Annotated in this window: 14 protein-coding genes and 2 pseudogenes; 5 read left to right on the top strand and 11 right to left on the bottom strand. The window is 42.7% G+C overall.

Annotated elements, in window-relative coordinates; genetic code table 11:
- Nucleotides 1-107: 107 nt before the first annotated feature.
- From cotJC to NSQ83_RS03995, 9 genes are all read right to left on the bottom strand, one after another.
- Nucleotides 108-677 carry a spore coat protein CotJC gene (cotJC, locus tag NSQ83_RS04035; RefSeq protein ID WP_003233850.1) on the bottom strand — a complete coding sequence of 190 codons (570 nt, stop codon included), beginning with the start codon at nt 675-677 and terminating at the stop codon, nt 108-110.
- Between the two features lie 14 nt (nt 678-691).
- The gene (cotJB, locus tag NSQ83_RS04030; protein WP_003219491.1) at nt 692-955 is read right to left on the bottom strand and encodes a spore coat protein CotJB; all 264 of its coding nucleotides are present in this window, start codon (nt 953-955) and stop codon (nt 692-694) included.
- Nucleotides 939-1,187 (bottom strand): spore coat-associated protein CotJA, encoded by a 249-nt coding sequence (gene cotJA, locus NSQ83_RS04025; RefSeq protein WP_088467559.1) that lies wholly within the window; start codon nt 1,185-1,187, stop codon nt 939-941. Before cotJA ends, cotJB begins: the two co-directional genes overlap by 17 nt.
- Nucleotides 1,188-1,320: 133 nt before the next feature.
- Complete coding sequence (yeeK, locus tag NSQ83_RS04020; protein ID WP_198878939.1) at nt 1,321-1,731, bottom strand: spore coat protein YeeK; 411 nt, start codon at nt 1,729-1,731, stop codon at nt 1,321-1,323.
- Nucleotides 1,732-1,864: 133 nt separating this feature from the next.
- Entirely contained in the window at nt 1,865-2,584 is a 720-nt protein-coding gene (locus tag NSQ83_RS04015; RefSeq protein WP_003233863.1) for a YebC/PmpR family DNA-binding transcriptional regulator, read from the bottom strand.
- Nucleotides 2,585-2,743: 159 nt separating this feature from the next.
- Nucleotides 2,744-2,917: a phosphatase RapH inhibitor PhrH gene (gene phrH, locus NSQ83_RS04010; protein WP_015715465.1), complete on the bottom strand. Its 174-nt coding sequence runs from the start codon at nt 2,915-2,917 to the stop codon at nt 2,744-2,746.
- Nucleotides 2,907-4,037 carry a response regulator aspartate phosphatase RapH gene (rapH, locus tag NSQ83_RS04005; protein ID WP_339238997.1) on the bottom strand — a complete coding sequence of 377 codons (1,131 nt, stop codon included), beginning with the start codon at nt 4,035-4,037 and terminating at the stop codon, nt 2,907-2,909. The genes phrH and rapH overlap by 11 nt, the downstream gene beginning before the upstream one ends.
- 163 nt (nt 4,038-4,200) lie before the next feature.
- Complete coding sequence (locus NSQ83_RS04000) at nt 4,201-5,043, bottom strand: hypothetical protein (RefSeq protein ID WP_250629424.1); 843 nt, start codon at nt 5,041-5,043, stop codon at nt 4,201-4,203.
- 142 nt (nt 5,044-5,185) lie between these two features.
- The gene (locus tag NSQ83_RS03995) at nt 5,186-6,208 is read right to left on the bottom strand and encodes a hypothetical protein (protein WP_198878941.1); all 1,023 of its coding nucleotides are present in this window, start codon (nt 6,206-6,208) and stop codon (nt 5,186-5,188) included.
- Between the two features lie 211 nt (nt 6,209-6,419).
- Between NSQ83_RS03995 and NSQ83_RS03990 the strand changes: the two are divergent.
- The 5 genes and pseudogenes from NSQ83_RS03990 to NSQ83_RS03970 form a co-directional block, all read left to right on the top strand.
- Nucleotides 6,420-7,595: pseudogene (locus NSQ83_RS03990) on the top strand (T7SS effector LXG polymorphic toxin); the annotation flags it as partial.
- A 606-nt stretch (nt 7,596-8,201) separates the two neighbouring features.
- Nucleotides 8,202-8,594 (top strand): hypothetical protein, encoded by a 393-nt coding sequence (locus NSQ83_RS03985; protein WP_113713056.1) that lies wholly within the window; start codon nt 8,202-8,204, stop codon nt 8,592-8,594.
- 121 nt (nt 8,595-8,715) lie between these two features.
- Complete coding sequence (locus tag NSQ83_RS03980; protein WP_198878942.1) at nt 8,716-9,021, top strand: hypothetical protein; 306 nt, start codon at nt 8,716-8,718, stop codon at nt 9,019-9,021.
- Between the two features lie 173 nt (nt 9,022-9,194).
- A pseudogene (locus tag NSQ83_RS03975) lies at nt 9,195-10,064 on the top strand (aspartate phosphatase).
- Nucleotides 10,054-10,251, top strand: a complete 198-nt coding sequence (locus NSQ83_RS03970) for a hypothetical protein (protein WP_088325405.1) — start codon at nt 10,054-10,056, stop codon at nt 10,249-10,251. Before NSQ83_RS03975 ends, NSQ83_RS03970 begins: the two are co-directional and overlap by 11 nt.
- Nucleotides 10,252-10,485: 234 nt before the next feature.
- Here NSQ83_RS03970 and rlmD read toward each other — a convergent pair whose 3' ends face one another.
- Nucleotides 10,486-11,871: a 23S rRNA (uracil(1939)-C(5))-methyltransferase RlmD gene (gene rlmD / locus NSQ83_RS03965; RefSeq protein WP_339238993.1), complete on the bottom strand. Its 1,386-nt coding sequence runs from the start codon at nt 11,869-11,871 to the stop codon at nt 10,486-10,488.
- 309 nt (nt 11,872-12,180) lie between these two features.
- The gene (locus tag NSQ83_RS03960) at nt 12,181-13,092 is read right to left on the bottom strand and encodes a diacylglycerol kinase (protein ID WP_003233894.1); all 912 of its coding nucleotides are present in this window, start codon (nt 13,090-13,092) and stop codon (nt 12,181-12,183) included.
- Nucleotides 13,093-13,176 lie beyond the last annotated feature (84 nt).

The following is a 13,176-nucleotide window of genomic DNA, read 5'->3' as shown; positions in this document are numbered from 1 at the left end:
CAAAAAGTAAGCTTACACACCCTTGATTATAATGCAGACCAAACTGCAAAAACAGACCATTTTCTCTGTATGTAAAAGGGTGTATGAAAGAGAGGCCAATCTGCCTATTAGAAAATCTTCTTTTTATCCCGTTCTTCTTTTAAAATTTCAACCGCTTCTCTGAAGCGCATAGAGTGTACGATTTCACGCTCACGCAAAAAACGCAGGGAATCGTTTAAATCAGGATCATCCGAAATATCAATCAGCCATTGATACGTCGCCCGCGCCTTTTCTTCTGCGGCAATATCTTCGTATAAATCGGCAATCGGATCGCCCTTCGCTTGGATATAGCTCGCGGTAAACGGCACGCCCGCCGCATTATGATAAAAAAGCGCGCTGTCGTGATTGACGTAATGATCGCCAAGCCCGGCTTCACGCAGCTGCTCCGGTGTGGCGTCTTTTGTTAACTTATAGACCATGGTCGCAATCATTTCCAAATGGGCAAACTCCTCCGTACCGATATCTGTTAAAAGGCCGATGACCTTATCAGGAATCGTATAACGCTGGTTCAAATACCGGAGAGCCGCGGCCAGCTCGCCGTCCGCTCCGCCATACTGTTCAATCAAATACTTCGCCAGCGTCGGGTTGCACGTACTGACCTTGACAGGGTATTGCAGCTTCTTTTCATACACCCACATTCAGGCATTCCTCCTTATACTTGCCACGGCCATGGCCCTTTTCCCCAATCCCAATCCTTGCCCGCGGGGCTGTTGCCGAACTGCAGAAGCGGTCCGTAAGAGGATTCGAACTGTCTTTTTAAGTGCCTTGAATAGCCGGAATATTGATTGAATTGCTTCAGCGCATCTTCATCATGAGGATGTGTATTTAAATAAAGACTCAGCTCAACAAGCACAAAATCAGCAGCCTGTATTTGCTCAAGCTGACGATAATATTCGGCGTCAACCTTTTTTGCCATGTGCGTCTCCCCCTCGATAAGGGTTTTCATAAAAATCATAGAGACCCTTCCAAAGGGTGCCTTTCCTCAAAGCCTCCATCGGCGAAAACTGCTCCATATGCTCAGGCTGAAAGGTCATATAAAGGTTAGGGGGCGTTCTGTAATATTTCTTCCCTATGGGCGGACAGGGATCAAAACGGCTGTGAAAGGGCGTATATGATTTGACAGGCGTAAACGGCTGCATATCCTTCATTCCGGCTCCTCCTTTCTCAAAAACAATGACCTTAATAGGTATGAGGCAGGAGGCATGATTATGACTAAAACACGACTTAGCTTTTTCAATAAGAAGACCTTCGGAAGCGCCGAAGGTCTTTCTAGCATCTTCTTTATTTATAACCGTCTTTTCCCCAGTGGCCCATATGGTGGTGATGGTGGCCATAATGACCATCATGATGGTGGTGGTGATTATCCTTTCCAACATGGTGATGATGGTGATGAAGGTTATCTTTTCCATCATGGTGATAATAGTGATGATGTCCATCATTTTCATGGTGCATGTTCGGATAATTTACAGTTCCCGGAGAGCCTCCATAGCCGCCGCTTGGGTAACCACCGTACCCACCACCATATCCCGGATAGCCGCCGACTCCGCCATGTATGCCATGATCTGGGTAGCCTCCATACATGCCATAGCCCGGGTGGCCTGTGCTTTGCATGCCATAGCCCGGATAGCCAATACCAAAGCCCTGATAATGACCAAAACCAGGTCCGCCATACATATGTCTTGTATCAGTCATATTCACTCTCTCCTTCACATAGGTTACAGTCCAGAGTATGAGAATATCTTATAGATCGTATAGGCGGCCGCCTACATACAGCTAAAACAATTTCCAGGACAAAAAAAGCAGGCCATAACAGCCTGCTCACTCCTTACTCACCTAAATCAACGTTATGATATACCTGCTGAACATCTTCCAAATCTTCTAATGCATCAATCAATTTTTCAAACTGTTCCTTTGCATCATCCGGAAGCGTTACTTCACTTTGCGCAAGCATTGTCAGCTCCGCTACTGTAAATTCCTCGACACCCGCGTTTTTAAACGCCTCTTGCACCGCATGGAATTGATCAGGCTCAGCATATACGATCACGCTGTCATCCTCTTCTAAAATGTCACGTACATCAACATCCGCTTCCATCAGGATTTCAAGCGCTTCGTCAGCAGTTTTGCCTTCCACACCGATTACAGCCGTCGCATCAAACATGTAAGCAACAGATCCGCTCACACCCATGTTTCCGCCGTTTTTCCCGAACGCCGCACGCACTTCCGGCGCCGTACGGTTTACATTATTCGTCAGCGCATCAACGATAATCATTGATCCGTTCGGCCCGAAGCCCTCATAACGAAGCTCATCGTAATTCTCTTCCGCTCCGCCCTTCGCCTTCTCGATCGCACGTTCAATGATGTTTTTCGGCACGCTGTAAGTCTTCGCACGCTCAAGCACAACCTTCAGCGCCTGGTTGGATTCCGGATCAGGCTCGCCCTGTTTCGCCGCCACATAAATCTCACGGCCAAACTTCGCATAAATCCGACTCGTATTTGCGTCCTTAGACGCCTTCTTCTCTTTAATATTGTTCCACTTACGGCCCATGATGTTCCACTCTCTTTCATATATATCAATCTAAATACTGTTATTCACTTTATCCATTATACCTCAAATGGTTTGGTTGTTTCGAGTGTCTTGCGTTAGAAATAGAAGGAATGCCGCGATGTGGAAAATGGAACGTCTTCCGTAAAGCAAGAAAAAGCCCTAGCTAAGGGCTTTCTTCTGATCACTAAGTTTGTAAGGGGAATGATCGATAAACGTCGTATTTCGATCTGTTGATTCCTTAAATCCGCCGGAGTTTGTCAGGGTTGGAAACGACATGCTTCCGAAAACTAGAGTAACAGCCAGACACATCATCACTTTTTTCTTAATAGGCATATAAACACTCTCCTTTTAGAATATCTTCTTGGGCTTTTAGCACTTTCCGATAAAACGCAGCAGCTTGTTCAAAGTGACAGCTGCTTTCAAAAACAGCGGCAGCACTCCGGGCACATGCTTCAATGTACGCGTGCAGGTTCTTTTTTTCGAAATAGCTTAAAAGATCATGAATTTTTCGTTCATCAACAGTCTCCTTGTACACGGCCTGCAAGAACAGAAACAATTCTTTATAAAATTTGTGAGAACGTGCTGTGATATGGTCTAATCCTTCCTCTATGAACTGAAACGCCTTCTGTGTTTGGCCCGCTTTACATAATGTCCAGCTTAACCCAAACAAGACTTTCGGAAGCAGTTCAGGGACTTTCTCTCTGCTTACTTTCGCCGCTTTTTGGAAATGTTCTACAGCCATCTGATCGTCTCCTGATCTGTCATAGCTGTTTGCAATGTTCAATAGAGAAATGGCGATAAACCTGTCATTTTGAATGTCCATTGCCAAATCTAGCGCCGCCTCTAAATGCGGGAGCGCTTTATCATAATGTTTGAAATCATCATAGTTGCCGGCTATCACAAACAAGCTTTGTATCGTTCTAATGCTGTATAGAGGATGGTTTTGATAAATGTCCAAGGCTTGAAGAATATGATGCATCGACACATGGGTTTGCTTCATGTGATAATACGCTTCTGCCACTTTAAAATGGAATTCGGCTTTCTCAATATCATCTGACACAACCGGCAGTTCTTTCTCCGCCTCGCGATAATATCCGATCGCTTCCACATATTCTTTTTGATCAAATTCATACATGCCGCGGAAAAACAAAGAGTAATATTTCAAAAGGCCTGTGAGTTTTTTCTGAGGGGTCTCAATCGTTTCAAGAAGCTCTGTCACTGTAGGGCGATTCCCGTATGTTTGTCCCGGCTCCAAATAATCAAGCATCAGCTGGTGACGAAAACACATCAGAGAATAATAGATCAGCAAATCCTGGTCTTCTTCCATCTGCTGAATGTCCTGCTCCACCTCTGCTTTCAGAATCTCAGCATCCGGAACACTGAACTGGCGAATCATTTTATACCATTCATTAATCTTAACACCTACACGCGAAGACGGTATGGCTTGACTCAACGGCTTCCCTCCTTCTCTATGAGATATGTCATATTCTATCAATCCCAAATTTTGAAAACAACAAAGAAGGAAGAAATTGTTTTTTCATCCTGTCAATTTGTTTTTCTTCGTAAAAAAGAACCCTTTATCCAAGGGTCTTTGTCATTCTATTTCATATACGTATTCACGAGCTCGTAACAGCGCTGATTCTTCGTTTTACTTGTTCTAAAAAAGCAAATACGTCCTTAGCAGGCATCAGGTTTTCCAGCAATTGAATGACATTCTTTTTCCCCACAATTAACTCCTGATCTTTTAACATTACAGGCGTTTCCTTAAACACATGCCAAGGATAAAATAACCTGAGAAAAGGATCTGAAAAATAAATCCCTTTGTCTGTTAATGTGATGCCATCTGTTTGCTTCACGGGAAAAGTACTCCAGAAGGAGATCATCTCCTGATCTTTAGGAATATGCAGCCGTTTTCTCAATCGTACCTCTCTCTTTTCAGATATCTCGTTACCGACCAGTAGCCCATTGGTCAAACCGAACATCTTGTCATGGCTGTTCTGAAACAAAATACTGATTTCCCTCAATTCACTGGCAGAAACAGATACATGATCTATCCGGGGTTCCGTAAGCAAATCCAAGCCATTTTCACTAAGAAATTGCTGAATTATCCTCAACAGCTCTGCCAACAGATCCGCGGGATATGAACTGAAGCCGACATCAAAAACCTCTACTCCATCAAACCAAATCTCATAATCATCCGTCGATTTAATCGATTGGATATCAGTGAATGCTTCCCAAGTCACACATCCCTCTTGTTCTCCAAATCTCTTCCAGTACAATCCCTTACTCGTAAACATAACAAAGCTTTTCGCTTTACTTCCCATGGAACAATTCAGTAAGGCCGTCACCGTTTCTTTCTTCGATAACGGGAATAACTCACACGCATATGTCAAAAGCTCCTCAGGGACAAATCCGGTAAAGAACTTATCTTTTTGATACATTGAACACAAATCACTCAAATATGAACCACCCATTGCTTCATCGTCCTCCTTTTGGTTCATATACGCGTACTTTGAATGAAAGTTTCATAGAATTTCGACACTGTTATCAGCAAAGATCAACTCTTGAACAAAAAAGAAAAAGACGCTAAGAGCTTTCACTTTAATCAACCACAACAAAATCCTGAACCTTCACCTGTTCCTCAGGCAAATCAAACTGATAAAGCATCTCCTTAGAATGGATATCAAACACACCCACGTATCCGCCGATGCCCTTTTTATGCTCTTCCTGGGCAACTATATACAATAGATTCCCCTTAAACTTCGCTTCCATATAAGGGAAATTCAAACTATATGTATGAAAAGAAAATTCCTTCCCATACTCCAGCAAGTTCGCCTCACCCTCTTTGTCTTCGTACGTAACGTAAAAACTTCCGCTTTCTTTGTCATAGTATACGGTATCAGCGTATTCAAGATCATCAGGATACGGAATATATGTCGTTTTCCATGTCCCTTTTTCAATCACAGTCAATTCATGCTCCGAGCTCGCAACAATAAATTCCTTCGAGTCTGCGAATTGATCAGCGTATGAGGCTAAGCTCAGGGTCTCAATCATTTCCTCTGTTTTTCTGTCAATCACGTAAATAGACATGCTTTGAATGATATAAATATAGTTCTCATCACTGGCCCCCATCGTGACAAGCGAAGGCAAGGTAAGGGTATATTCCTTTTTCGTTTTTCTGTCGTTTATGTGGATCTCATTTCCCGTCGTATCAACATTATAGGCCTTAACAGTAACAGAGACATCCTTCCCCTCATACCAAAACGCAAATGTATCTGACAGCGGATGCTCTTTGATCACATCCTTCTCCAGCGTGTAGTAAAAAGGCTCGTGTTCCGCCAATAATACAAGTTCTGTTGATGCATAAGATTTCGTTTGAATATAAGGCACATCCGCCACCTTAAACGTACGCCTGTTAAACCGTTCGCCTGTAGAGGTTGAAACCAGCACGCTTTCTTTTATGAAAGGATTGGAGTAGATAAAAAAGATGCGGTCTTCTTCGGGGTGGATGGCGGAAGATTGGACAGGAATACTGTCTTTATTGCGTAACTGAACATACAGAACAAACAGGATGACACATACCATTAAAACTAATAAACCAAATGTAATCCGTTTTTTCGTCATCAACATGCTCCTTAAAAAACAATATAGAATACAAACTTCCAAAAAATGTGTAGCAATCAATATCATTTCGACCATGTTTCCGCCAATCCCTCCACGAATAAAGACACATGCCAAATGACTCATTTTTCCACCAAAACACGTTCTCACCCCCACCTTATCCCGACCCGTGGTAAAATTTTGATATTGAGCGAACAAAAGAAGGGAAATGGTCATGAAAGTATTTGAAGCGAAAACACTGCTTTCGGAAGCGACAGACCGTGCAAAAGAGTACAAAGAACTAAGAACGCAAATGGTGAACTTGAGAAAAGCGTTAAAAAGCGTCGCTGATCTCAGTGACAGCGAATTCTCAGGAAAAGGCGCCAGCAACATCAAAGCCTTCTACCACGACCACGTCGGCGTCACCGACCAATGGATCGACTACATCGACATGAAAATCGCATTTTTCAACAGCATCGCCGGAGCCGCCGAGGACAAAGGCCTCTCTGACGCATACATCGAAGAATCCTTCCTGGAGCATGAACTGGAAAATGCGCACAAAAAATCGAAATCCATCATGTCTGAACAGAAAAAAGCGATGAAAGATATCTTAAACGATATCGACAACATCCTCCCGCTCAACTTGTTTTCAACAGAAACCTTCAAAGATGAGCTGGCTGATGCCAACGACAAACGCAAAAAAACACTGGAAAAATTGGACGCCTTGGACGAAGACCTGAAGACAGAATACGCCATGTCAGAACCAAACGAACAATTCATTAAGTCCGACTTCCAAAAACTCCAAGAAGCAACGGGCAAAGGCAAAAACGCCACACCCATCCACTACAACGCCAAGGCGTACCGTGAGAGTGACATACACAAGAAAAAAGGCGACATTGAAAAGCGGACTGAGGCTTACTTGAAGATTAAGAAAGAGGAAGCGAAGGAACGCGAGATTGAAAAATTAAAAGAAAGACTGAAAAACTACGATTATGCGGATGCCGATGAATTCTACGAAATGGCAAAAACTATTGGATATGAGAACCTTACAGAGGATCAGCAAAGGTATTTCACACAGATTGAAAACACGCATGAACTCACGGAGGGTTTCAAAGGAGTCGGTGTCGGTCTTTATGATGTTGGAAAAGATACTGTAATTGGTTTAAAAGATTTAGCTGTCGGTACCTGGGAATTCTCCCAACTCTCTGATAAGCAAAAAGTTGCCACAACAATTAGTACTGTGTTGAATACACCTTCATATGCTAAAATCATATGGCAAAACATAGCTGATTCATGGAATGATAAATTTATTAACGGTGATACCTATTCAAAGGCACACTACGTTACATATGTGGTTGGAAACCTTGTTGGGCTAAAAGGTATAGGATCTGCTGTGAAAGTATCTAGTAAGATCGCCAAAACTGGTGTAACCAAGGTAGATAAAGTTTTGGAAGCTGGAGAAAAATCAGCTACTAAACATGTAAAGGCAAGAATTGAAAAAGGAAAAGTTTTTATCAATTCCTTACCTAAAAATAAGTATGAACCTGCACTTGTTGGAATAGCACAAGACTTTGAAAATACTTACAACACAAAAAACATTCCACTTTTAAAAAGTATTATTGAAGATCAAAAGTCCAGTGTGTTATTTAAATCATCAAATAATATTAGTAATACTGTCAAGAAAAGCAATGAAATAGCGCTTCCGAAAGTTCAGACTTATGAACAAGCTAGAAACCAAGCTCTTAAAATTATTGGTGATCTTGGCCCAGATTCGCAACCAGTTATCGGAGATTAGGAACTAGTGCTGGTGTAGGTAAAGTTATTGGCAGAAGATCTAGTGACAGAAAAGTAAGATGGCGTTTAGATTTTGATCATGAAAAAGGCCCACATATAAATGTCGAAGATTTTAGAGAAGGAAAAAAAGGAAATTCCAAAAAATATTATATTCCTTTTGAAGGTGATGAAAACACCTTCATATCATTACTTAAACATCTTAACAAATAACGAGGTGGAAATTTTGGACTTATTTGAAGAATGCATCGAAGCCCTTAAAGATCCTAAAGAAATTTTATCAGATGAGCTAACCGAACAATACTTTGAGACACTAAACAATAAATTCCCGATAACCAGTTGGGCTAGAATTGATTGGGACAAAGTACCTCAAAAAGAAAGTATAGAAACCTATGATGATCTATATAATTGGTTAAAGTCTCAAGGGATTGTAGATACAACCATTAATCTTCTATGGAATCCATCGGATGTTCCTGTTGTGAGGACTACATTAGAGAATGCATTAGAAGTGCTAGATGACGTACTTGCTGTAGGTTCAGATACTTTTATGTACAGCGACCACGGTTTTGTTATTGAATTTTTCCATGATGGTGAGATCACAATCGGGAGAACTGAATAGTAGTAAGCTACTTCAGCTAAAATTTAAAAATGGCACACTCCAGCTCTGCTTAATAAATCTAAGCCCTCTTAATTGAGGGCTTTAGATTTATCTCATCTCACTTTATAAAAGGAGCAACATTTTGACAGTAAGAAGAGAATTAATAAAACAAATTAATTTAACAATCACACCAATAAAAACAAACAATCAAAAGAATCCAACTCCAATGGTGAAAAACATATTAAAAAGATACGAAGAGGCAAAAGAATTTATCCTTCAATCATTGGATGGAAAATTCGAAGAAGACCTCTCTAAAGTTAGAAATAAACTAGACACTTTGACAAGAGCATACCTAGAATCAGCTAGCGACTACATGAATCCAATGCTCAGAGAAATGCATAAAACTGAAAAGCTCTTAAAAAAGTATGATGAAACTGATAAGTCATAATCACCGCAATCTAAAATTCAAAAATTGAGATTGCACTAACCCACACAAAACCAAATATAACACCCAAACTCCCTTTTTCGGACTGCACCGAAAACTTTTTTTACGGTCTCTCAACCCCTTCCTATTAAATTTCTGTATTGATAAAATTTACATAAATAGTGAGAAGAGGAAGGGTGAGGAGTTTAGGCACGATTTCGTCTCCGCACGTTGGAATGGAAATTAATGAGTGGAACCGGCATATTCAAAAGTTTAATGTGACTGACGCTGAAATGCTTAAAACTGAGATCGAACGGGACATTGACATCATGGAAGAAGACCAAGACCTCCTGCTTTACTATCAGCTCATTTCATTTCGCCATCAGCTTATGATCGACTATGTGATTCCATCTGAAGGAAACTAAATGGAGTTATCAGATTATTCAAGAGAATTGAAGGCAGCAACAGAAAAATGGAGAAACTCGTTGAATACTACTATTACTTTTTCCAAGGGATGTATGAATTCAAAGAGGGCAATTTCTTAAGTGCCATTACATTCTATCAAAAAGCGGAAAACACAATTCCCTATATTCAGATGAAATTGAGCGAGCGGAATTTTATTTTAAAATGGCTGAAGTGTTTTATCATATGAAACAAACCCACGTATCCATGCACTATTCTTCCCAGGCGTATAACATTTATAAAACGCACGACCTTTACTCAGTCCGCCGCATACAATGCCATTTTGTAATCGCAGGAAACTACGACGATTTAGAAAGTCATGAAAAGGCGTACGCTTCGCATGTAAATTCAACGATGACCTATTTAAAATCATGTTTGAAGGATTAAAGGAGCTGTTTATCAAAAAAGGAGAAGCGTCCATTTTATTAAATGTTTTTAACAAATTAGAGACATCCAAATAATATCCTTATATGGAAGAGTTAGAACTATTAGCCGCAAAGTTTTATACTAAAATTGGTCAGATGGATGATTCTGTTATCTGTTTCAAAAAGATGGTTCATGCCCGCAAACAAATTCAGAGAGGGGATTGTTTGTATGAAATTTAAACTGACTTTGTGCGCTGTAATTGCTTTGATCGGTGTAAGCTTTATCGGTTCTTCCTTAGGAAATGAAGTAAATGTGGCATCCAGAAACATGACAAGCAAAGCTGCAAACGATTCAACGAACTCCCTAGCAGACAAAGCCATCTTTGACATGGAAATGACGATTGCAGAAAACGAAACGCTCGGTTAAGGACAAGACGCAGCTTAGGCTGTGTCTCTTTTTCTGAAGAAATAGGTGACAAGGTGATAGAATGTTGATGTTCAAGATGCTGATCAACTTCCGCTTGAAATCCACAAAACGATGACCTCACTTGAGTGGCATATATCTAAAATTAGTGATCTAACTATAAAATTATTCAAGAAAAACCATGAAGTTTAGCCTTTCCAGTTATAACAATCAAAAAAGGCACCCAACCCCCAAGGGTTAGTTGCCTTCTCTAAGTTTAAGCACAGCCACACACTCCACATGATTCGTATGCGGAAACATATCCACAGGCTGCACTTCGCGCGTCGCATACCCGCCATCCTCCAGCACCCGCAAATCTCTTGCAAGCGTGCCAGGATTACAGGACACATACACCACCCGCTTCGGTTTCATCTCCACAATTGTCCGCAGGAGGGCTTCGTCGCAGCCTTTTCTTGGCGGGTCGACGACTAGCGTATCTGCCGTGATACCTTCTTTATACCACTTTGGAATTACGGTTTCCGCTTCACCGACCGCGAACTCAGCGTTTGTGATACCGTTTAATTCTGCATTTCGTTTGGCATCTTCAATCGCTTCCGGCACAATTTCTACACCGTACACTTTTTTCGCCTGCTTTGCCAGAAATAGAGAAATTGTTCCGATGCCGCAGTAGGCGTCAATGACGGTTTCTTCCCCTTGAAGCTCAGCGTACTCAAGCGCTTTGTCGTAGAGCACTTTTGTCTGCTCTGGGTTGACCTGATAGAACGATCTGGCGGAGATGGCGAATTTGACGTCTCCGATGAGGTCGTAGATGTATTCTTCGCCCCAGATGACGTTTGTTTCGTTTCCGAAGATGACGTTTGTTTTGTTCGGGTTGATGTTTTGCACGATGGATTTGACGTGCGGGAATTGCGCTGTGATGTCTTCGATGATCTTCGCTTTGTGCGGGAAGTCGTTTGTTCTTGTGATGAAGACGATCATCATTTCGCCCGTAACAACGCCGTATCTGACCATGATGTGGCGGAGCCAGCCTTTGTGGCGTTCTTCATTGTAGGCTTTGACACCGTATTTGGCGCAAATGTCTTTGACGGCTTGGACGGCTTCGTCGTTTTTGGATTGCTGGATCAGGCAGGCGCTCATGTCGATGATGTCATGGCTTCTTTGCTGATAAAATCCGGCGACGAGTCCGCCTTCCCGTTCTCCTACCGGCACCTGTGCTTTGTTTCTATAGTTCCATGGGTCTTCCATGCCGAGTGTCGGGTGCACGGTGACGTTTGAAAGGTCCAGCTTGCCGATGCGTTCTAAGACGTCTTTGACTTGTTTCTGTTTAAACAAGAGTTGGCCTTCATAGGTCATGTGCTGAAGCTGGCAGCCTCCGCATTGTTTGTAAATCGGACACGGGGCTTCGGTTCTGTGCGGGCTTTCTTCCTTCAGCTCAATCAGGCGGCCGAAGGCGAAGCCTTTTTTGACACGTGTGACTTTGATTTGGGCTTTTTCCTCCGGCAGGGCGTTCGGCACGAAGATCGGGAAGCCTTGGACCTTTGCGACGCCCGCTCCTTCATGTGTCAAATCCTCAAATGTCACATCGTAGTATTCGTTTTTTTCAACTGGGGGTTTCATTTTCATGTATGTTCACCTCTTGTTTTAAGCGAAAGAAAAACTTGGCCTATTCAAGCCAAGTTTCAGCGTGTAGGCAAACCTTCGCATTCTTTGTCAATCCTGTGCTTCGGTGCTCACGTAAAAAGACCAGCGGCTAAAAACTAGAGCATCCTGCTCAAACGCCGCTGTCACCGCATCCTGCGGAAGTACGCTCCAATGCTCGTCCTTCCTAGACTTCAAAGGTTTTCAATCACGCTGAAAAGATGACAAAATCCTAAAACGAAAACTGTTTTAGGATTTTGTCAACATTCTGAGCTTGGCTTACAAAGCCAAGTTTTAGTCATCCAGCTGTTCCGCTTTCTCCTTCGGCATGACGACGTGAATGTGTCGATACAGATTCACGAATTCGCCCGGCAGCATGCCGCCGTACTCGCCGTCCAGGTTCAGCTGCATCTTTTCTGATACATTGACTTTCACGCGGTTCGCTTTTGTATAAATAATGTGCTGGTCGTTGATGTGTTCGCCGCGGAGCGCCATCGTGGCGACCCTGATAAATTCAGCAAGGTTTGCTTTCTTTAATATCATCAAATCAAACATGCCGTCATTCAGGCTGGAATCCGGCGCGAGCTTTTCGAACCCGCCGACGGAATTTGTCAGCGTGACCAAAAACAGCATGATTTCACCTTGAAACAGCTTGCCGTCATATTCAATCTCGACTTCTGTCGGACGAAGTGAAGGCAGCATTTCCATTCCTTTTAAATAATAAGCAAGCTGGCCTAGCATTGTTTTGAGTTTGCTTGGCACGTCGTACGTCAGCTCCGTCAGACGGCCTCCTCCGGCAATATTGATAAAATACTGGCCGTTGACCTGTCCGATGTCAATCGGGCGGGCGACGCCGTTAATGACCGTATCTGCCGCTTTTAAAATATCCTCGCGCGGAATGCCGAGCGCTCTGGCAAAGTCGTTCGTTGTGCCGACAGGAATCACACCGAGTGTCGGCCGGTTGTCTAAAGGCGCAAGCCCGTTGACGACCTCGTTGATCGTTCCGTCTCCGCCTGCCGCAATGATCAGGTCAAACTCACGCAATGCCGCTTCCTTGGCAGCGTGTGTAGCGTCTCCTGCGCATGTCGTCGCATGGGTGGAGGTTTCATAGCCGGCTTGTTCAAATTTTTGCAGGACCTGGGCAAGATGCTTTTTAAAGATCTCCCGTCCTGAAGTCGGATTGTATATTATGCGTGCACGTTTCATTATCTCATCATCCTACTTAAGAGTATCCGATCCATTTTTACACTAACAACCTTTAATTATACTATGAGTTAAAAAAATCGCAAC

This window comes from Bacillus sp. PS217 (assembly GCF_037963535.1).
Classification (GTDB): domain Bacteria; phylum Bacillota; class Bacilli; order Bacillales; family Bacillaceae; genus Bacillus; species Bacillus subtilis.
The sequence above is the reverse complement of the archived record's forward strand: the minus strand, read 5'-3'. Positions and strand labels throughout refer to the sequence as shown.

Excerpts from the sequence above, each read along its gene's own strand:
- NSQ83_RS03970 (WP_088325405.1), top strand. The coding sequence starts at position 10,054 with ATGAAATTTAAACTGACTTTGTGCGCTGTAATTGCTTTGATCGGTGTA.
- NSQ83_RS04015 (WP_003233863.1), bottom strand. The coding sequence starts at position 2,584 with ATGGGCCGTAAGTGGAACAATATTAAAGAGAAGAAGGCGTCTAAGGAC.
- cotJA (WP_088467559.1), bottom strand. The coding sequence starts at position 1,187 with ATGAAGGATATGCAGCCGTTTACGCCTGTCAAATCATATACGCCCTTT.
- NSQ83_RS03995 (WP_198878941.1), bottom strand. The coding sequence starts at position 6,208 with ATGACGAAAAAACGGATTACATTTGGTTTATTAGTTTTAATGGTATGT.
- NSQ83_RS03960 (WP_003233894.1), bottom strand. The coding sequence starts at position 13,092 with ATGAAACGTGCACGCATAATATACAATCCGACTTCAGGACGGGAGATC.
- cotJB (WP_003219491.1), bottom strand. The coding sequence starts at position 955 with ATGGCAAAAAAGGTTGACGCCGAATATTATCGTCAGCTTGAGCAAATA.
- yeeK (WP_198878939.1), bottom strand. The coding sequence starts at position 1,731 with ATGACTGATACAAGACATATGTATGGCGGACCTGGTTTTGGTCATTAT.
- phrH (WP_015715465.1), bottom strand. The coding sequence starts at position 2,917 with ATGCCTATTAAGAAAAAAGTGATGATGTGTCTGGCTGTTACTCTAGTT.
- rlmD (WP_339238993.1), bottom strand. The coding sequence starts at position 11,871 with ATGAAAATGAAACCCCCAGTTGAAAAAAACGAATACTACGATGTGACA.
- cotJC (WP_003233850.1), bottom strand. The coding sequence starts at position 677 with ATGTGGGTGTATGAAAAGAAGCTGCAATACCCTGTCAAGGTCAGTACG.